Below are 20,099 nucleotides of genomic sequence, written 5' to 3' on the forward strand. Positions count from 1 at the left end.
TGCGCTCACCTGAGGTGAACCCATAACTCACCATGACTGACTAGTTGCCCAGCTTCAACGTTAATCCTTGAATCGTATCCTGAGCCCATTGATCGATTTCACGGTCATTTGCACTTTTCGAAGCACTTACGTACTTGTCGAAATCTACTGCAGCACCAGTCTTAGCAAGCCCTGCCGCGCTTTCGATTTGACTACCATAGAATTGACTAGCCGCTTCTATGCTATCGATTGCATTATGACTAGTGTCATCTGCCATCTTCTTCAAGTTGGCATTTGCCTTAGATACCGATTCATTCGCTGATACACTAAAGGATTGAGATGCTTCGTCCAACCCTTGTTGGACCATAGCATTCATTTCTTTCGTCCCCTGCTGGAAACTTGCTTTGTACCAATTTTGCAGAGGCGTACTTACATCAGAGTAGGCGTAAGCCGTACCCATAATGAGGAAAGTCGAGAGGCCGAGTGAAACAGTCATCACTTTGCGTTTCAAACGAATCATCGTGCTGCCCTGCCTCCTTCTTGTTCTAATCTCGCTTACAAACCTATTGTATCTCGCCATACGATTCGTGACTTCGTCCTTTAGAGTAATTTATACCTACTACTTTCGCAGTGTCTGATGGTATACTTTCGTACCAGATGAAATGTAGTAAATAAGCTTTTACAACCAAGAAGCTGCACGATACAATGCTCCTATACACCTAATTCACTATAATGGGGGCTAGAATCTTGAATCTATTAGTAGTAAACTACCTTGCCGTACTTGTTGCGACAATAAGCACCATGATACTTGGATTCCTGTGGTATTCACCGGTCTTATTCGGAAACGCTTGGGTCAAACTGCGAAATATGAAAATGGAAGAGATGAAAAGCGGAGGCCCCATCACTTACGTCCTCACGGCACTAACTGCATTAGGGGGCGCCTTTATCCTGGCACTTCTCTTGACGCTTGGCAGTGAGACAACTTGGTTAACAGGGCTTACGATTGGGCTGCTTATCGGTCTAAGCATTTCGCTGAAAATCGGGATGAATTATTTGTTTGAGAATAGCAAACTGCAGTTGTATTTCATCACCATCGGCTACCACTTGGTATCCTACTTGATTGCTGGCATTATCATTGGAGCCTGGCAGTCCTAATATTGTTGGGATAGACTCACAATTCCGCTCAAATAGCCACTTTCTTCGCAAATAGAAGCTCCCAAAGACTCTTATTTCTGTGAGTAGCTAGCTTTTCACCATTCAACGACAAATAAGAGCCTCTAAAGGCTCTTATTCCTCTCAATTAGCCACTTTCTTCGCAAATAGAAGCTCATAAAGACTCTTATTTCTGTGAGTAGCTATCTTTTCACCATTTCAACGACAAATAAGAGCCTCTAAAGGCTCTTATTCCGCTCAATTAACCACTTTCTTCGCAAATAGAAGCTCATAAAGACTCTTATTTCTGTGAGTAGCTATCTTTTCCCTTATGCGACAAATGGATATACGGCTGCCTCAAGGTCTAATTGACCTTTGGGACAGCCCCTTTTTTTCCCTCTAACGTGTTTCAAAATCGTCTAAATCGTTTATTCAGGTATATCCCCCCATTCCACTTGGCATTCACTCGAATATACTAGAGCACAAGATCTTTGGGGGTGGAGATAGTGCTTCAACTTAATGGAATCGTTGGCGGCAGCTCACCAATCTCGGTTGGCGCTGGGAAAACGATACTGCTGCAGCAAATATTTATTCGTGTGAAAAGTAAACAAAAGTTAATTTTGAGAGATATCAACTTCTTGTTTAACAACGAGGCCTTTGCTATCAAAATAGAGGCCGAACCCTCGACCGGCGTCTTTATAGCCAGAGGCGGAGCTGGTGATTTAACACCTCGTAAAGTGTTAGTTAATAATACAACTGGCGAGGATTTGCTTATATTCCTACTCGTAAGTGCCGTAAATAAAGCCAAGAACTCAAGATCCTTGAGTCGTTCAGACAGTTGGCACATGACCTTTGTGCGGCGCTAAGCATGATGACCAAATGTTTAATCAGTAGAAAAGAGGATACAATGAACCGGAAGCAAATGCTCCTGATCAGCACAATGGCCCTTACCCTAAGCATGGGGGGAACCACATGGATTGATCCTTTAAGAGCTAGTCCAATTGCAAATAAACAGAATACTGTTCCTATAAAAGAAGACCTGCTGCATGTACTGGGGCTATCCTCAGAGGAGGACATTTACATTGCCCAGTATAATGGGCTATCTCTTGCCGATATTGCCGAAGCCAACAAAGTTGATGTTCAGAAAGTCATTGAGCTTCAATTAGCCGAGTTAACCGAACAATTAAACTTACGGCTGTCCAGCGGCAGTATTACACCTGAGCAATATGAAGCACAACGTGCAGAATTACCTGAAATTATTATCAAAAGTGTATACGCCATGTGATAAACGACTCCGTCGTCCTTCATGGACAACCAAGGATGCAAACCGATTCATGGTTTGCATCCTTTTTTACAGTGCCAGCTAGTAGCTGGTTGAGCTTAAACATGAGCTGAAGTTGTATAACATACAACACTTTCGTTGGTTTCTGACTTAACGAGCTATCAATGTTGTATGTTGTGCAACATTTTAACCGCATTCATACCTCGGAGCTATTTTAGGGAAAAATTGTTGTACTTCCTGCAACAATCGCGGGAAAAACGCGGATTTGCCAGCCTAATGTTGTACAAAATACAACTTCACTTTGAGCAGAAGGTATCCTAAGCATTTACACATCAATCTTGACTTACACTCCCATCCAAATGGACAGCATAAGCCATTTATCCTCTCCATTCTTAGCATGTTACGCATCAAGCTTGACCAAAACTCTCATCCAAAAGGAAACCGTAATCCGTTTATCGTCCCCATTCCTTCCGAAGTTACTGTTCCCTAAACCATCCCGCGCAAACGATCCGCAATAACTCTCATCATGCTTCGCAGCACATCAATATTCTGGAAACAGAAGGTCAGCACCAGATCCCGATGAAGCTGCAGCAGGACGGCAGCTTCCTTCGCTGTACAGTCAGCCGAGCGAGGACCGCTGTCGATAATCGCCATTTCACCGAAGAACGCACCTTCCTGTAGAACCGCGTACTCTTCACTGCCTCTATGCACACGAACGCTTCCTTCGATAATGCCATACATCGTATCTCCGAAATCACCTGCGCGGCAGATGACTTCTCCAGGTTGGTAGGATACTTCTTCCACTCTTTGAGCGAGCCATAAGAAATCCTCCGGAGCTAGATGCACGAACAAATCTATTTTTTGCAGCACAAGGATCCGCCGTAAAATCACTTCGTCCTTCGTTAAGCCTTCTCTCAGCCTGGTTTCAGGCATTTGCAGGGCGGCTGCGACTTCCAAATGCCCTTGCTCTAGTTCAGACTTATCCGCTGACTGTCCCCGCTCCAATTCGGACCGCAGCCTACGTGACAACAGTTTCATCATTTCAACCGCAATGCTGGTCTGATCGAACATCATATCATAGAAAACAGAGGAATCCAGTCGCCACAGAAGAACATCCTCCTCGGCTCGAATGGTTGCTGTCCGGGCTCCCTGAGTCAGAATCGCCATTTCACCGAAGCAATCTCCCCGCTTCAGCTCGCCCAGCAGCTGCCCGTTGCGATAAACGCCAGCTTGGCCTCCATCCATAATCATCAGGGAGTCACCCACATCCCCTTCCTGAATGATGACTGCCCCCTTCTGAACACTCAGCTTATGTAATCGCCGTGCAATAACAGATAGATCTCTGCTTGTCATCCCTTGGAACAGAGATACATGACGGAGCAAATGCACGCGATTCATCAGATCCGCGAGATCCTCATTCGGTGAAGTTCCCAACTTACTCACGTTGAGATGCTGTATCGCTTGCTTGAGCCAATCATCCCCTTGCGCAGATAACCAGTTCAAATGTTCGCTGAGCGGCATGTCCGTTACTGAATTTCTCGCCACCACACTTGATCCTGACATGAATGTCGTCATTTCCGTACGTAGGCTTCCTCGCAGCGTTTGATCGATCACTTCTTCTGCATTAGCCTGCTGCCTGGAATCCCCTTCGGACCAGTCGATATAGACAGCCTGCATCGTTTTCTCTTCATAGATGAGCGATAACAACTGGAAGATGCGTTGACTGATCGCTGTTCGAATTTCTCTAATGATATTCTCGATGTCAGCGCAGCCCTCTATCCCAACTATGCTCGCCCCATGTTCAGCAAACTGTTCATGCAGCTTTAACTCGTGAAGAATATAAGTCTCTACTTTATGGCTGTCCACAAAGGGCAATCTCTTGTGCAAACGAAGCAGCGATTCCAAAATACGATCACGCATGTCATAGTTGGCAGCCTCGTAACAATCGAACAGCATATCGAAGGCACTCTGCGTTGCAATTCGTTCGAATACGGCTGGTAAATATAAGCCAATTTCTCTCTGTTTCAAATAAGGCGCTAATTGCGGTAAAATATCTTGCTCATCATAAGCAACAAGGGCTTGGGTGGCGTAGCGCCGGGTTTGGCTGTCTTTTAACATGGCAATAATCGGTTCAATTAACGGAGGTACATGGAGAATAGCCGCAGATTCTAAAGCGCGAATTCGAACCTGAGGACTGCTGTCTTGTAAAAGAGAAATCAGCGGTTTATAGAAATTTTTCACACGAATTTGTCCAAATAAAGCAGCCATCGAGATCCGTTCTTCTTCCTGCCCGCTTTCCATCATTTGCTTCAGTTTTCCGACGGCTCGAAACATACCCTCAATGCTATAATATTTGACCAATCCAGCAATGGCAGCTGCTTGTACTTCCACCGACTGATCTTCTAGATGAACAGTTATTTCGTCTACATATTCCTCTTTGGCATACGCTGCTAGCGCTAGTATTGCTTTCGCTTTCACCTGATTGTTTTCGGTTGCCACCAAGGATTGCAGGATAGGTTCGAATCCGTCCGGCACCTTTTGCTCCACATAGGCCAATGCTTCTATACACATTTCAGGAATTGAATGATGCAGCAGTCCTTCCAAATGAGGTGTTAAGTCGAAGGAGTCCATCTCTCGCATAAGACCGAAGGCATACAAAGCTTGCTGATTATCCGAGCTGGATAGCGCATCTATCAGGATTTGCCGACTGGCTGGGTCCATTAGATTGAGTTCAACCTTCTGAAGATCGTCTCCCCCTGTTTTGAGATTGGACAAGAGGGTATGCAAATAGGCTTTCTTGACCTTTACCCCCGCAACAATCCCAATTACAAGCAAAACCAGCACAATATAACTCAGTTGTTCAGGAGCTAGCAGCCGCGTTACGATAAGTAAACAAATGGCCGCTAACCCTTTGGCCCCATTGCGGACAATGCCGTCTAGGAAGCTCTTCGCTCTGCCCCGCCATTCCAGCGGAACAGGAAACATGACTAATTGACTCACTGACGAGTAGAGCGTATCGCCAACAACTTTATCGCTTCCCTTCACGATGACAGCCATAGCCAGTACAGGCAGTACTAAAATACCGAAGCTGCCGGCAATTAACGTAATCGGGAAAACTAGCAAGGCAGTCATCACGCCGAATCGCGTCAAAATGCGACTTGAAATAAACAATTGAACGAATAAAGCAATCAGCCCGGAGAACCCATAGAAGCTGCCCATAAATCCAGCCAAGGCCTCATTCTGTAAAGTCCCTCTCAGGATCACCTTGAATTGATAATCGATTAATGTGAGAGATAAAACGAGTGCTGCGGATAAAATGGCGACATATTTCAGATGAGGAACGCTCGCGAATAAACCTGATTTCCGTTGTACGGCCTGCTTCGCCGTTGTTGTCCTAGGCTGCGCCGGTTTGGCTTCTATCGTTTCCTTTGCGAAACTTAATATCAAATAAACGGCCACCAAACCAAGCAGCTGTAAACCCGCATAAAAGTAAATCAGATTCGCCGTGCCTACGAGCGGAACGAGCGCTTTTAGCCCAAAACCGCTTAAAATCCCCCCCGTAATCCCCCCGCTCCCTACGATTCCGATCATCTGTTTCGCTTTCCTCTGATTCATCACGGATGTAGCGAACTGCCAGAAACAAACAATCATTAGGAAATTAAACACGTCATAGCCGATGTAGATAACGGGAAACACCCACCGCAGCTCAAGTCCCACACCAAACCTAGATACTAGAACCAGTACGGAGATAAGCGGTATTAAGATCTTCATGAGACTCTCCAACCGAACCTTCGGTGAGTATCGCTGAAAAAGAATTCCCGCCATAATCATGACAAGGGCCTGCGGCAAGTACATCAGGGACAAATAGGAATTATCAAACCGGCTTAAAAAAAGCGTATCTGCCGCTGTTCTCCCGATGGTTGAGGCTGAAACGACACAAAACAAATAAGCGAATAAGAGAAAAACTTTTCCATACTCTTGCTTATCTTCAGCGAATTTAAGTAAGAAGGACTGATAGGTCTTACTAAACATCATACGGCTCATGATACACCTCATTTTAGAATCGACGCTTAAATGCGCCTAATGAAATTGTACCAGAAGTCCTAGGATTAAATAACTAGTTTTATATAAAAAAAGAGACAAAATCCGTCACAATATGACGAAGCATAACCAACTTCAATTGGCTAAAAACGCAAAGAAACCGCTCCAGCACCGGAACGGTTCTATGCTATGACGATTTCCTTTCAGATCATCTCTTTAAGGTGAAGAACTGAGCCCTATTCGGGGACTGATTTACTCCTTATTGGGATCTCTCATGCTCTTGCGTGCCACCCCTGTACGATAGGCAGCTTCAACAACAGCCTCCCTTACCTTTTCCACCACTTTCTGGTTAAAAACGCTGGGGATAATGTAAGTCTCATTCAATTCTTCATCGGTTACTACGGATGCAATGGCCTTAGCAGCCGCGAGCTTCATTTCCTCATTAATCTCACTCGCCCTGCAATCCAAAGCACCGCGGAAAATACCGGGAAAGCAAAGAACGTTATTGATTTGATTCGGCTTATCAGATCTCCCTGTAGCCATCACTCTCACATATGGCTTGGCAAGCTCAGGATCGATCTCCGGCGTTGGGTTCGCCATCGCAAAGACAATGGGGTCCCTTGCCATGGATCGGACATCATCTACCGATAAAATGTTAGGAGCGGAAACGCCAATGAATACATCCGCATGCTGGATAACGTCAGACAAGCTCCCTGCTTCCAAGTTCGGATTCGTCATCTGGGCAAACTCGGTCCAATGCGCATTATCGTACTGTGTATTTCGGTTAATGGCGCCATAGCGGTCCACCCCGATTAAGTTACGCACTCCGGCAGCAAGCAGCATCTTAGAACAAGCGATACCTGCCGCCCCAATGCCGTTAACAACAACTTTAATGTCTGACATTTGTTTGCCCGTTATTTTCAACGCATTCAACAAACCGGCCAGCAGCACGACCGCCGTTCCGTGTTGATCATCATGAAATACAGGAATATCGAGTTCACGCTTCAGCCGTTCTTCGATCTCAAAGCAGCGAGGCGACGATATGTCCTCTAGATTGATGCCTCCGAACGCCGGAGCTATCGCTTTGATGATGCTGACGATTTCGTCCGGGTCCTTCGTGTCAAGGCAGATGGGGAATGCATCCACGCCCGCGAATTGTTTGAACAGCATCGCCTTGCCTTCCATCACCGGCATCGCGGCCAATGGTCCGATGTCGCCAAGCCCAAGTACAGCCGTACCGTCGGATACCACCGCGATCATATTCCGTTTGATCGTCAGCAAATAGGCTTTGCTTGGCTCTTCCGCAATAGCGGTACAAATTTGCGCGACCCCAGGGGTGTACACCCGGGATAAATCGTCACGGTTTTTGACTGGAATTTTCGAATTGATCTCAATCTTCCCGCCTAAGTGGACAAGGAAGGTCCGGTCGGATACGTGAATCACCTTTACACCGCTTAAACTTTGAAGAGACTCACCGATAAGCTGACTATGTGTTTGATCGAAAACATTCACAGTAATATCGCGGACCGTACTCGTGCGACTGGAAGAAATGACGTCTATGCCTACGATATCTCCTCCTGCCTTTTCTATAGTAGCAGCGATATCGCCGAGTGAGGTTAACTCTTTATCGATTTGAAGCCGAAAAATCATATAAGTCGATGCACCGCTTGGAACTGACATGTTCCTGTTCACTCCCTTTAATTTTGCTCTATTGAGCCTTGCCTTCCAGCTTTTATTGCTTGCCTTCTAGCAGCTCAGCTCCCGCGATCCCCGGGTTTGTCATCTCATATGGATCGAGAATAATCTGCAGTTCCTCTTCCGTCAGAACATTGTAGATCAGACAAAGCTCTCTAACAGGCTTTCCTGTTAAAATGGCTTCACGCGCAATTCGCGCCACCACTTCGTAGCCGAGATGTGGATTAAGCGCCGTAATCACGCCTACACTTTGTTCTACATATTGTTTGCAGCGCTCCTCATTAGCTTCGATACCTTCCAAACAATGCACGCGGAATGCTTGGAATACTTGATTCATCATGCTAAGCGATTGTAATAAATTGAACACCAGCACAGGCTCCATCACATTAAGCTCAAGCTGTCCCGCCTCGGACGCCAGACATATCGTGTGGTCGTTGCCGATGACCTGGAATGCTACTTGATTGACGACCTCCGCCATCACTGGATTCACCTTGCCCGGCATAATAGAAGAGCCCGGTTGGCGCGCTGGCAGCTGAATCTCCCCGAGCCCGGCGCGAGGTCCTGAAGCGAGCAATCGCAAGTCGTTGGCAATCTTGGACATATTGATCATGCACACCTTCAATGCAGACGACACTTCCGTGTAGGCATCCGTATTCTGAGTCGCATCCACCAGATGCTCGGCATTGATAAGCGGCAATCCACTCAGCTCGGCAAGCACTTCCACTACCCGTTTAATGTAGCGCGGGTCTGCATTTAGGCCAGTTCCAACGGCTGTTGCACCCATGTTGACTTCATATAAATGATCACGTGTTTGCTTAATCCGCTTAATATCGCGAGCCAGCACTCGACTATAGGCCTCGAACTCCTGTCCCAGTCGAATAGGTACGCCGTCCTGCAGATGGGTCCGGCCCATTTTGATAATACCGTCGAATTGAACGGCTTTGATGCAAAACGCCTCAAGCATCTCTTCCATCGTCACAAGCAGCTTCTCAATCTGAGAGAGTGTGGCAATATGAATCGCGGTCGGAAACGCATCATTGGTTGACTGAGCCATATTCACATGTGTATTGGGACTTACCGCAAAATAATCTCCCTTCGTACCCCCGAGCAGCTCGATAGCCCGATTGGCGATGACCTCGTTGGCATTCATGTTGATGGACGTACCTGCTCCGCCTTGTATCGGATCGACGATGAATTGATCGTGCCATTTACCATCTATAATTTCCTGTGCCGCTTGAACGACTGCATTCCCGATGCGAGGGTTCAACTGCCTGATCTCCATGTTCGCTACGGCTGCCGCTTTTTTCACAGTCGCCATCGCACGAATTAATTCTTCATGAATACGGTAACCTGTTATCGGGAAGTTTTCGACTGCACGCAATGTTTGAATCCCGTAATAAGCATCTATGGGCACTTCTTTTGAACCAAGAAAATCTTTTTCCACCCTTAACTGAGCTGTTGTCATTGTTATAACCCCCAAGTGATTTCAATTACGCAGCTTTCTTAACTGACTCTACATATTGCTTTCCTTTTTTCTTATCGTACTGCCCTTCCCACTTCGCCATAACAACCGCGGCAATAGAATTGCCGACCACATTGACTGCCGTACGGGCCATATCTAGAATACGGTCAATTCCTGCAATAAAAGCAAGTCCTTCGAGCGGAATCCCAACCGATCCCAGCGTAGCCAGCAGCACGATAAAAGATGCACCCGGTACACCAGCAATCCCTTTGGAAGTGAGCATCAGAGCAATCACCAAGGTGATCTGAGCGCTGATCGACATGTTAATGCCATACATTTGAGCAATAAATAGAGCAGCAATGGCTTGATACAGCGTAGAGCCGTCCAGGTTGAACGAATAGCCCGTAGGAATGACAAAAGAGGTGATGGCCTTAGGTACACCGAATTTCTCCATTTTCTCCATCATCTTAGGCATTGCCGTTTCGGAGCTTGCTGTAGAGAAAGCGAGGATCAGCTCGTCTTTTAGAATGCGAATAATGGTCATTACACTTGTGCCGCAAAGCTTGGATATCAAGCCTAGCACGACGAACACAAACAGGAACATCCCAAGGTACACAGCAAACACCAGCTTACCCAGTGGAACCAAAGAGCCTACCCCGAATTTCGATACCGTCACACCAATCAATCCGAAAACACCAAGCGGTGCGAATTTCATAATTTGGTTGGTCACCCAAAACATCGATTCTGAGAGTCCCTGAAAGAAGGATAGTACCGGCTTCCCTTTCTCACCGACTGCGGCAATTCCCAAGCCTAGAAATACCGAGAAGAAAATAATGGCGAGCATATCACCCGCGACAAGAGATTCAAACACGTTTCTCGGAACGATATTGACGAACGTATCAACGAAGCTGTGACTGGTCATCTTCTCCGTCGCATCGACGTACTTGCTAATATCCGTCTTTGCAAGCGCAGACATATTGACGCCCGCTCCAGGCTTCAACACATTGGCCACGACTAATCCAAAAATAATGGCGATCGTCGTTACGATTTCAAAATAAAGAATCGTCTTTCCGCCAAGCTTGCCAAGCCTTTTTATATCCCCAACGCCCGCTACTCCGACAACAAGCGAAGAAACGACGATGGGAACGACGATCATTTTAATTAAACGGATGAAAATATCGCCCAATGGCTTTAAGTAGCTCTCAACAGTTGGGTTTCCAAAAAATATAGCTCCTACGATAATCCCCAAGATGAGACCAAACAAAATTTGAAATGCTAATCCGAACTTTTTCATGATGATTCCCCCTTTTGTTAAGCGCTTTCTTTTTCATGAAAGCTTTTGGTAACGCTTTAATAGTTTTCATCTTAATGGGGAATCTACAGAAAGCTAGATGAATCTACAAATTCTCTTTATAATTTTTTTCAAAAAATATAGGTGTATAAAAGCTAGCTATAGGTATAGAAGGAATAACGCAAACTATGTCGAATGACTTTTACTTCATGTGAGAAGGAGGGAAATAAGACACTTTGAAGGAAAAATGGTTCCTGCTCATACTTATGATCATTTCGGTTCCGATCGCAGGCGAGTTGAATTTCTATCCGTTTCAAGATGAGTTTCGGGTTAGTTTAGGCACCCCAACCTTCTTCCTTTTCCTGTTGTGGCTGCGGACTCCTTCCCCTCTTGTCTCAGGTCTTCTTGTCGGGATATCCGTTGCGCTCTTTCGCACAGGGCTTCAGGCGTTCCTTGGCTCGGATTGGAACTGGTCTGCTTCCTTTCATCATCATTACCCGGTATTCTTCTACTACCTGACCTATGGAATCGTCTTCACAGCAGTTCGTATGAACCGGTATCATAATCGGCCGCTTATTGTCGGCTTTCTCGGTGTTTCGATTGAAATCGCCGCGACGTCGGCAGAACTGCTGTTTCGATATACCTCCATCACCGAGATGGCTTCTCTTACCACCTGGAATCAGATTGCCTTAATTGCTTTTTTTCGCAGTTTTTTCGTGCTAGGAATTTTCAATATCGTGAAGTTGCGCCATTCGAGGGCAGCCGAAGAGCAGCAGCGCAAAGAAAACGAGAAGATGATCATGCTGATCTCCGAGCTGTATGAAGAATCTATTCAGTTGAAGAAAACGCTGCACAATGCGGAATATATAACGCGCGTTAGCTATGAACTATATCAGTCTTTAAAGGATGTGCATCTTCAGGGGCTCGATGACCTGTCGCAAAAAGCGCTCCGAATCGCCGGTCAGGTTCATGAAATCAAAAAAGATAATCAACGGATTTACGCGGGGTTGTCCGGTTTAATTTCACATGATAGTGATTACTTACCCATGGATGAATTGGCCGGAATCGTCTTACGTTCTAATGAGAAATATGCCAGATCCCTCAGCAAGAAGATTGCATTCTCGCTGAACAACGATGGTGAATCCCCATTATGTCACGTATATGCCACTTTATCCTTGCTTAACAACCTAGTGACTAATGCCGTTGAAGCCATTCGGGAGTCGGGCTATATCAGGATTAGCGTGATTCGAAACGGAGATGATATTGTTATCAGTGTAGTTGACAACGGTCCAGGTATTGCGCCTAAACTTCATGATCGGATCTTCATGCCAGGGTTTACTACGAAATACGATGAATCCGGCAACCCTTCCACGGGTATAGGACTCGCTTACGTGAAACAAGAAACTGAGCAGCTTCATGGGACCATACGGGTTCAAATCGGCAATGACGGGGTTGGTGCTAATTTCATCATCACATTACCAGTGAGCCAGATCGGAAAGGAGGAATAGCATAATGCGATTTTTTATTGTCGATGACGATCCGGCCGTGCGTTCCATGCTGGAGCATATTATCGAGGATGAGGATTTGGGAACTATCGTAGGTGAAGCCGCAGATGGGGCACACATTGACAGCGACCTGCTTGCCCTCAAGCAAGTGGATATCGTTCTTATCGATTTATTGATGCCTGATCGTGACGGCATAGAAACCGTTCGTGAGATTTCCGGTAACTTCGAAGGCAAAATCATCATGATTTCTCAAGTAGAGTCGAAGGAAATGATTGGGTTGGCTTATTCCTGCGGAATTGAGTATTACATCACGAAACCGATCAACCGATTGGAATTGATCGCTGTTATTCGTAAGGTTTCCGAGCTGCTTAGGCTGCACCAATCCATCCGAAACATTCAGAAATCACTAAGTGCCATCGGCATTAACGGCGTCCTTACGGAGAAAGATTCGTCTTCCAGTGCAAAAACGATAGTAACAAGCGGGAATTATGTCTTATCGGACCTTGGATTAATCGGCGAGTCTGGCTGCAAGGACTTATTGGAGATGCTTGATTATTTGTATCGTACCGATATGAATCAACCGCTGGAGCTTAACTTTCCGCCGCTTCATGAAATTTTTCAAAAAGTTGCCGAAAAAAAATTAGCCCCCTCAGCCTCCGACAGCGATTTGAGAAAAGAAGTCAAGGCAGCCGAGCAGAGGGTACGGCGGACTGTGAACCAAGCGCTAACAAACCTTGCCTCCCTTGGATTACTTGACTATTCGAATCCGAAGTTTGAGGAATACTCGAATAAATTTTTTGACCTAAGCGATGTCCGCAAGAGAATGAGGGAACTGGAGAATAAGGAAGATGAATCTCAGAGTATCATCCGACAAAACACAAAAAAGTTTATTCAGGTGCTCTATTTAGAAGCAAAAAAATTGATTAGCCAGTTGTGAGTAAGTTCCGTATCATTTGACCCGGAATATTCAATCAGGGAGTCAGCGATCAATCGCAAAAAAAATGGCGGAGCAAGAATAACCTTGCACCACCATTTTCTACTTTTCTAACCTATAGGAGCCGCACTATACTCGGTAGTTGTCGCTTCTCCAGCTCCTGATCGACTTCTTAATCGCATCAGGTGACAACTGCTCCGCGGCAGCCTTCTTACAAAGTGTAGGAAACTCCTCATCGGAAGCAAAACGTAGAGCCGCAATTTGCCCTATCGTGAGCTTGTTATCCAGCAACTTCTGAGTCAACACATAGTGCCTGAGATTCTCTTCTGCCCGTATCGCGCGATCCTGCGCTTTTAACGGATAGGACCGTACAAGGAGAAATACAATGACTAAAATAATGGAAATAAGCAGAAAAATAGCCGCGGGCAGCACGTCTGCCCCGGATTGCACTGACCTAACGAGCTGGATAAGCGATAAGATCGCTAAACCCAGCGCCAGTACACTGTAAACAAAGTGAAACAGCGGATGCATTCTACGATGATTCGCATAGTTTTGTTGACCGTTACTCATAATTTCCCCACGATCTCATCGATCTCACTTTTTAATAAAAGGTAGCGATGAACACTTCTCATAATAGGTACTTTGGTTAACTTGTTTTTGTCCACATACAGTTTCATCTGATCTTTAGAAAGACCTAATGTTTCTCCCGCTTCCATAACGGTTAGTACTTCTTCATTACTTGTAGCGTTGAACGTTGACTTCACTTTCTGATTCCAGTCTTCAAAAGTATTCATTTCCTCGCACCCTTCTAATTCCGTTACCTTGATTATACCACAGAAATTAAAAGAGGCATCATCCAATTAGCGGATACTACTTCACGTCCTCATCATTTAAAAGCTCCAGCAGCGCTTGTGGCAGGGCAAATTGCTGATTGTTAATAATAATTCGATTCAACTTATCGTCCATTGTTTCCGATTGCTCTTCTTTAATGACTTCAATTTCGGCATGCAAGCGTTCCATTTGCAGATCCAAAGCTGACGCGGCTGCAGCCGCTTGCTTTAATTCATCCAGAAGCCGCGCGGGTACAGCTTGATTGCCTTGATTGAACTTATAATAGATTTTATGCTCCAAACTTGCCCAAAAGTCCATTGCAATCGTTCGAATCTGAACTTCGATGCACACACTTTCTAGTCGATCCGACAAATGCACAGGCACTTCGATGATCAAATGAAGACTTTGGTAGCCATTAGGCTTCGGGTTCTTGATATAATCCTTCTCATCCAGTACTTTAAGGTCGCTTTGACTCTTCAGCATCTGGCTTATGACATAAATATCAGAGACAAACGAACACGTAATCCGCATACCTGCAATGTCTTTAATACTCTCCTTAATCCCTGAGAACGAAAGATCTCCTCCTTTTCTGTTGAGCTTGTGAAAGATACTTTCCGGTGACTTCAAGCGGGACTTGGTATGTTCAATCGGATTATATTCATGCAGCATTTCGAATTCCTGTACGAGAATTTCAATTCTAGTCTCTATCTCATCCAATGCGAACTTATACGTCATCATAAATCGTGTCAGTTCGTTCTTGAATCGTTTTAAATCATTGATCGAAAGTTGATTCATCATGGTTTGCTTCCATCCTTTGGTCGTGGTTATTTTACCAGTCCTTGCTAGTGTAATTCACATATATCACTCGGTGCAAATTTGGTGTTCTTATTGACACCCTCCATTGCGTCTTGGTATAGTACTCCTATCAAATGAATACTTACGACGGAAGCACCCGTAAGATATGGCCGATGGCCTTCTTGCAGGTGCTTTTTTTGTTGTATTCCCATCCCATTTTCAAATTTGAAGGAGGTTGTCTATTGAAAAATTTCACTGCTTTACTCACCGCTTTAGCCCTCGCCTCAGCCGTTCCAGCAGAATTGGCTTCAGCTGCCTCGATTGAAATCACAAGCACCATTCAATCCTCTCTGGACAAAACGATTGCAGGCGCGACTCAAACACAAGCTAATAAAATCAATTCACTCTACACCGAATTCCTCACCCTTCAGAAACAAGAACAGGATTGGGACAGCAAGATCAATACACTACATAACAGAAATAAGGACACTTCGGCAGAGCTGAGCAAACAGGCCAAAGAAATTGATTCCGCCAAATTGGCGAAATTGGAGGAGGAGATCACGCGAACGAGAGCTCGGCATCAACCTTTATTATCTCAATATGCCGCGCTAAATAAGCAAATCGAAGCCGCCCGATTGCTGAACAGCAAAAGCTTAAGCGCTCTGCTAAGAATCCAAGCGGCTGCAATGAAAATCCCCGTACAACTAGCTCGCTTCGATATCAGCGCCAAGGTAAAAGCTTCCCAAGCTTCTAAAGACAAAGCATCCAAGGCAACGAAAAAAATTCGCAGCAGCCTGAATGACATTGACCCCATTAACGTACAGATCAAAGCTAAGCAAGGTGCTTTCAAAACGATCCAAAACAGCCTCCCCCCGATATGGACCGCATTTAAACAAGGAGCCAAAAAAGAAGATACGAATGCTGTTCAAAGCTCACTCACCTCCATGATTTCTCTGTCCCGTCAAATGAATGCAGAAAAAGAAAGCATCTTCAAGCTTGAAACGAAGATAAGTGATGCACTTATTGCGATTAAGGCTCAAATCCCGTAGGGTGGATTTGTTGATATTTTGCACATAGGGCTATTCCAATATAATTTGTATAATTGTATAATTGTTATAACAACTGAATAAGATAGTAAGGAGTTGATTTTACATGAGCAAGGTGATGGACATGGAGCGTAAGGTTTCGAAATTCGGCAATAGCCTCGGCATAACGATGACGGATGCTCTTAAGCAAATTGGTCTTGAAGTTGGTGATACCGTAAACATTGATGTGCGAGAAAACGATGGAGAAATCGTCATCAAGAAGGTAAACAAAGTTGCTCTTCCCACAGGGATTAGTCCCGATTTTCTTGACACACTCTCTCAAGTCATGGAGGAGTACGACGAAACATTGAAAGGTTTAAAAGATAGATAATGAACACAATTCGCTATTTGACCACACAAGAAGCCATAGCAATTAATGTTGCTGTCATTCAAAAATATAGTCCTAGCGAACATATAGGTGTAAAAGATAGCCATTTGCTGGAGTCTGCATTATTGCGCCCGCAATCATCAGCCTTTGGAGACGATGCTTATCCCACTATTTTTCAAAAAGCAGCAGCATTATTCGAATCCTTGGGGCAAAATCATCCCTTTCAAAATGCGAACAAACGTACAGCCTTTACTGCACTATTCATCTTTCTTCGTTATAATGGTTATGGTTTCTCGATGGACAACAAGGCTGCGGAAGATTTGACAGTAGACATGGTTAACCACAGATATTCTTTCGATGACGTAGCTGAGATAATTAGGAAACATTCAGTCCCCATTGAATAATGAGACTGTCCCGAAAGTAAATAAAATTCACTTAGGGGCAAAGAAAACAAAAAAAATGAGGTGGCAAGGTTATTCTTGCCTTCTCATTTTTTGTTTTGTATCGATTATAAAGGAATGTCACCCGGACCTCTAGCTTGCGGAACGTCGATTCGCTATTTCAGGAAATCTGCGTTAGAAACCGAATTAGAGGAACGTGTGTGCGCTATTTGGTCAAAATGAGCAATCCGGAGGCAAAAAACCGAGAAATAACGCATCGTAGTTCCTCTTCCTCATGATTTCGGGTGTTTTTCGTCCGAATAGTGCATCGACGTTCCCCACGGCAACTACTGGTTACCTACAAAGGAATACGAACCTTGAACGTACTGCCCTCTCCAACTGTGCTTTCCACATGAATAGTACCCCGGCCTGCGTCCACGATGTTCTTGGCGATTGCAAGTCCAAGACCATGGCCGCCGATTTGACGCGTTCGCGACTTATCCTGGCGGTAGAAACGGTCGAAGATGCGAGGAAGTGCTTCGGCTGCAATGCCGATCCCATTATCCTTCACTTCTATGATGAAACTACGCGCCCCTTTTTCCTTACCCTCTGCTAGCGCTACATGTACCATTCCCTTGCCCGGCGTATACTTAATCGCATTATCGATCAGCAGGATAAGCAATTGAGTTAATTTCTCAGCGTCCCAATTCACCATCAGCTCATGAGGAGCATGCAGCTCAATGTCGATGTCCTTGGCTTGTGCTAATGGCTGAAGCTTACTAATCACTCTTGCGGCTATTTCACTCAGATTAAATAAGGATCGATCCAGCTCGAATTCGCCAGAATCAGAGCGGGCTAGGTGCAGCAATTCGCCGGCCAGCTTCGTTATGGAGTTAACCTCCTCTTTCATGCCGTTGAGCACGTTCTTCGAGAAGGGGTTGTTATCGATGCTTTCTTCAAGCTGAAGCGCTTCGATCGATGTTAGCATGACACTCAGCGGTGTACGCAGCTCATGAGAAGCATCGGCTACGAACTCACGTTGTTTCGCATACGCCTTGGCTATCGGTATAATCGCTTTGCGTGCCATCAGATGGCTGAACCATAAGGCTAGAACAAAGAAAAGCAGCGCCATCCCGATCAGCAGAATGAGCAGCAGACGGAATAAATCGTTTTGGAACGTAACTTCCTTCCCTACATATAAGGTTCCGATCCGCGCCCCATTCCATAGCAGTTGACGGTCCGAAACTAGAAACTTGGCATTCTCGCCCAGTTTCGGGCGTCCTAAGTCGTCTGTAGGCGGCTTATCGAATGTTTGCAAGGTAACTTTCTCGATCCCTTTCCCCTTGAAATGCCCCTTCGCGATAGCCTCTATCACCTGATTACGCAGTTCCGGCTGAATCTCATCCCCTAACTGTATGTTCCCATTTTCAGCAATCAAGTAGTAGAACGATTGGTCCGTGCTGATCGAGAAAGCATCCTCTATAGAGCGTGGGGGCCGTCTATTCGGATCGCTATCTTGGTCGGCCCATTTCTGCAAGGTGCGAATTTCACTGTCAGCAAGCTCATTCAGACCCGTTCGTTGATCGTTCCAGATGAATAGATAGAGTAGAACATAAACAATGATGACGAACAAACTCAGAAAAGCAATAAGTACACCGCTGTATTGCAGCGTCAACTTATTGCGGGTTCGATCGAACAAATCGCCTTCGGATGGCCGTTTTTTTAAAGAGCCCCTGTTAATCTCCAATTTTATAACCTACGCCTCTCACGCTCTGAATGAGCTCCCGTGAGTAGGAGGGCTCGAGCTTCTTTCGAATTAATTTCACAGTAGCATCGATCGTCTTTAGATTTACTTCGGCATCAAGACCCCATACTTTGTCCAGGATGACCTCGCGGGTCAGTGTACGTCCTTTGTTCTGCAGCAGCAGGTCTAGAATTTGAAATTCCCGCGGGGATAATTGGATTTCTTGTTCGCCTTGAATGACGACTTGACTCATCCGCTGCAGCTCTAGATCACGAATACGGATGACATCCTCCTGAATGGGAACGAAGTTTCTGCGCATTAATGCTCGCAAACGTGCCAGCAGTTCGTCCATCTCGAACGGCTTGACCAAATAATCGTCGGCTCCCGCATCGAGACCTTCCACACGATCCTGCAAAGCATCCTTCGCAGTCAGCATCAGAATCGCACCGAGATAGCCCCTTTTACGAAGTTTAGCACACGTTTCGAGACCATCCCCACCCGGCATCATCCAATCGAGAACGATAACATCGTAGCTGGAAGCCGTCGCATAGTCGAACGCATCGCTGCCCGTCTTCACCCAATCAACCGTGCATCCAGACTTTTTTCTCAACATATGCACGGTCAGTTCACCCAGACGACTATCATCTTCCGCCAATAAAATTTTCATTTTCTTCCCCATTTCCCGATTTTACCATCTTCAAAAAAGTATAACCGAAAGCTTTCGTGCTTTCACCATACTTTCACCAAGTCCAAGTAACATAGGTTTCAAGAAACAAACACAAACAATCTAAGAAAATGAAGGGAAGAATGACGATGAACTTAAAAACGAAAATCATTACCACTAGTACGCTAGTGGCCATAATTGTAGTAAGTGGAGGCATTGCACTGAGCAGTAATAACACGGTATTAGCAGCAGGAAATAATAAAGCGGTTAAGGATGCACCCGCAAGAGAAGCAGGCAACAAAGGAGGACAGAACTGTAAACCTGATCCCGCTCCTGCTCCACCATCAAGCCCAACTCCATCTGCGGGCATAACGAATGGCAGCAATCCTGGTCAAGCAGATAATTCCGTCGTGATATCGGGTGGTTTTAACACAGATCCGCAAGACCATGGCAGGCCTATCGTACTTATTGCCGCGGCCCTTGGGGTACCCACTGCGGTTTTTAGAGAGGCATTTCGCGGCGTAACGCCTGCAGGACTGGATAGTGGACCAACCTCCGAACAAGCTCAGCAAAATAAAGCAGCTCTCCTTAAAGTTCTGGCCCCCTATGGGATCACGAATGAACGCTTAGATGAGGTGTCCAACTATTACCGTTATAACGGAAGAAAAAGTGATACATGGCAAAAGACGCAAGCAACCGCAACCGCAATAGTTACGAATGGCATTGTGATGACTGGTGTAACCATTACAAATCCAGGGGCAGGTTATTCTTCCAATCCAACGATCACCGTAACGGGACCAAACGGTACATTCACTGCGACAGCTACATTAGCCTACACGAAAGACTTTAAAACAAATGGAAGCATTTCTGCTATCACTATCAAATAGAAACGTGTATAAACTTTACTCGCTTTAACACCCAATAAATCAAA

At 45.4% G+C, this 20,099-nt stretch carries 19 protein-coding genes; 9 read left to right on the top strand and 10 right to left on the bottom strand.

Going from position 1 to position 20,099, the window contains the following annotated elements; genetic code table 11:
- Positions 1 to 40: 40 nt before the first annotated feature.
- The gene (locus tag ASD40_RS06845) at positions 41 to 499 is read right to left on the bottom strand and encodes a hypothetical protein (RefSeq protein WP_057302586.1); all 459 of its coding nucleotides are present in this window, start codon (positions 497 to 499) and stop codon (positions 41 to 43) included.
- Positions 500 to 726: 227 nt separating this feature from the next.
- Here ASD40_RS06845 and ASD40_RS06850 point away from each other — a divergent pair, with 227 nt between their 5' ends.
- The 3 genes from ASD40_RS06850 to ASD40_RS06860 all read left to right on the top strand — a co-directional run bounded on the left by ASD40_RS06850 (position 727) and on the right by ASD40_RS06860 (position 2,416).
- Entirely contained in the window at positions 727 to 1,134 is a 408-nt protein-coding gene (locus tag ASD40_RS06850) for a DUF1761 domain-containing protein (RefSeq protein WP_057302587.1), read from the top strand.
- A gap of 503 nt (positions 1,135 to 1,637) precedes the next feature.
- Positions 1,638 to 1,997, top strand: a complete 360-nt coding sequence (locus ASD40_RS06855; protein ID WP_057302588.1) for a hypothetical protein — start codon at positions 1,638 to 1,640, stop codon at positions 1,995 to 1,997.
- A 41-nt stretch (positions 1,998 to 2,038) separates the two neighbouring features.
- Positions 2,039 to 2,416 carry a hypothetical protein gene (locus ASD40_RS06860; protein WP_057302589.1) on the top strand — a complete coding sequence of 126 codons (378 nt, stop codon included), beginning with the start codon at positions 2,039 to 2,041 and terminating at the stop codon, positions 2,414 to 2,416.
- Between the two features lie 483 nt (positions 2,417 to 2,899).
- On the opposite strand, the gene ASD40_RS06865 is transcribed toward ASD40_RS06860, so the two are convergent.
- The 4 genes from ASD40_RS06865 to ASD40_RS06880 all read right to left on the bottom strand — a co-directional run bounded on the left by ASD40_RS06865 (position 2,900) and on the right by ASD40_RS06880 (position 10,905).
- Positions 2,900 to 6,457 (bottom strand): Npt1/Npt2 family nucleotide transporter, encoded by a 3,558-nt coding sequence (locus ASD40_RS06865; protein ID WP_057302590.1) that lies wholly within the window; start codon positions 6,455 to 6,457, stop codon positions 2,900 to 2,902.
- A gap of 249 nt (positions 6,458 to 6,706) precedes the next feature.
- Complete coding sequence (locus ASD40_RS06870; protein ID WP_057302591.1) at positions 6,707 to 8,134, bottom strand: NAD-dependent malic enzyme; 1,428 nt, start codon at positions 8,132 to 8,134, stop codon at positions 6,707 to 6,709.
- A gap of 52 nt (positions 8,135 to 8,186) precedes the next feature.
- On the bottom strand, positions 8,187 to 9,614 hold the full coding sequence (gene aspA / locus ASD40_RS06875; RefSeq protein ID WP_057302592.1) for an aspartate ammonia-lyase: 1,428 nt from the start codon (positions 9,612 to 9,614) through the stop codon (positions 8,187 to 8,189).
- Positions 9,615 to 9,639: 25 nt separating this feature from the next.
- Positions 9,640 to 10,905 (bottom strand): cation:dicarboxylate symporter family transporter, encoded by a 1,266-nt coding sequence (locus ASD40_RS06880; RefSeq protein ID WP_057302593.1) that lies wholly within the window; start codon positions 10,903 to 10,905, stop codon positions 9,640 to 9,642.
- Positions 10,906 to 11,138: 233 nt separating this feature from the next.
- Here ASD40_RS06880 and ASD40_RS06885 point away from each other — a divergent pair, with 233 nt between their 5' ends.
- Together ASD40_RS06885 and ASD40_RS06890 are read left to right on the top strand one after the other, a co-directional pair.
- Entirely contained in the window at positions 11,139 to 12,410 is a 1,272-nt protein-coding gene (locus ASD40_RS06885) for a sensor histidine kinase (protein ID WP_235549186.1), read from the top strand.
- Positions 12,411 to 12,414: 4 nt separating this feature from the next.
- On the top strand, positions 12,415 to 13,344 hold the full coding sequence (locus ASD40_RS06890) for a DNA-binding domain-containing protein (protein ID WP_057302594.1): 930 nt from the start codon (positions 12,415 to 12,417) through the stop codon (positions 13,342 to 13,344).
- A 126-nt stretch (positions 13,345 to 13,470) separates the two neighbouring features.
- Here ASD40_RS06890 and ASD40_RS06895 read toward each other — a convergent pair whose 3' ends face one another.
- The 3 genes from ASD40_RS06895 to ASD40_RS06905 all read right to left on the bottom strand — a co-directional run bounded on the left by ASD40_RS06895 (position 13,471) and on the right by ASD40_RS06905 (position 14,967).
- Positions 13,471 to 13,911, bottom strand: a complete 441-nt coding sequence (locus ASD40_RS06895; RefSeq protein ID WP_057302595.1) for a DUF6526 family protein — start codon at positions 13,909 to 13,911, stop codon at positions 13,471 to 13,473.
- The gene (locus tag ASD40_RS06900; protein ID WP_057302596.1) at positions 13,908 to 14,135 is read right to left on the bottom strand and encodes a hypothetical protein; all 228 of its coding nucleotides are present in this window, start codon (positions 14,133 to 14,135) and stop codon (positions 13,908 to 13,910) included. Before ASD40_RS06900 ends, ASD40_RS06895 begins: the two co-directional genes overlap by 4 nt.
- 76 nt (positions 14,136 to 14,211) lie before the next feature.
- Entirely contained in the window at positions 14,212 to 14,967 is a 756-nt protein-coding gene (locus tag ASD40_RS06905; protein WP_057302645.1) for a GTP pyrophosphokinase, read from the bottom strand.
- A gap of 242 nt (positions 14,968 to 15,209) precedes the next feature.
- Here ASD40_RS06905 and ASD40_RS06910 point away from each other — a divergent pair, with 242 nt between their 5' ends.
- The 3 genes from ASD40_RS06910 to ASD40_RS06920 all read left to right on the top strand — a co-directional run bounded on the left by ASD40_RS06910 (position 15,210) and on the right by ASD40_RS06920 (position 16,784).
- Complete coding sequence (locus ASD40_RS06910; protein WP_057302597.1) at positions 15,210 to 16,016, top strand: hypothetical protein; 807 nt, start codon at positions 15,210 to 15,212, stop codon at positions 16,014 to 16,016.
- A 103-nt stretch (positions 16,017 to 16,119) separates the two neighbouring features.
- Complete coding sequence (locus ASD40_RS06915) at positions 16,120 to 16,383, top strand: AbrB/MazE/SpoVT family DNA-binding domain-containing protein (RefSeq protein WP_057302598.1); 264 nt, start codon at positions 16,120 to 16,122, stop codon at positions 16,381 to 16,383.
- A complete protein-coding gene (locus ASD40_RS06920; RefSeq protein ID WP_057302599.1) occupies positions 16,383 to 16,784 on the top strand; it encodes a type II toxin-antitoxin system death-on-curing family toxin in 402 nt (133 codons plus the stop codon). The genes ASD40_RS06915 and ASD40_RS06920 overlap by 1 nt, the downstream gene beginning before the upstream one ends.
- 334 nt (positions 16,785 to 17,118) lie before the next feature.
- Here ASD40_RS06920 and ASD40_RS06925 read toward each other — a convergent pair whose 3' ends face one another.
- Both ASD40_RS06925 and ASD40_RS06930 read right to left on the bottom strand, forming a co-directional pair.
- The gene (locus ASD40_RS06925) at positions 17,119 to 18,507 is read right to left on the bottom strand and encodes a sensor histidine kinase (protein ID WP_082562107.1); all 1,389 of its coding nucleotides are present in this window, start codon (positions 18,505 to 18,507) and stop codon (positions 17,119 to 17,121) included.
- The gene (locus ASD40_RS06930) at positions 18,497 to 19,171 is read right to left on the bottom strand and encodes a response regulator transcription factor (RefSeq protein ID WP_057302647.1); all 675 of its coding nucleotides are present in this window, start codon (positions 19,169 to 19,171) and stop codon (positions 18,497 to 18,499) included. Before ASD40_RS06930 ends, ASD40_RS06925 begins: the two co-directional genes overlap by 11 nt.
- 146 nt (positions 19,172 to 19,317) lie before the next feature.
- On the opposite strand from ASD40_RS06930, the gene ASD40_RS06935 reads away from it, so the two are divergent.
- Positions 19,318 to 20,055, top strand: a complete 738-nt coding sequence (locus ASD40_RS06935; protein WP_057302600.1) for a hypothetical protein — start codon at positions 19,318 to 19,320, stop codon at positions 20,053 to 20,055.
- Positions 20,056 to 20,099 lie beyond the last annotated feature (44 nt).

It is taken from the genome of Paenibacillus sp. Root444D2 (assembly GCF_001426375.1).
Lineage (GTDB): Bacteria > Bacillota > Bacilli > Paenibacillales > NBRC-103111 > Paenibacillus_E.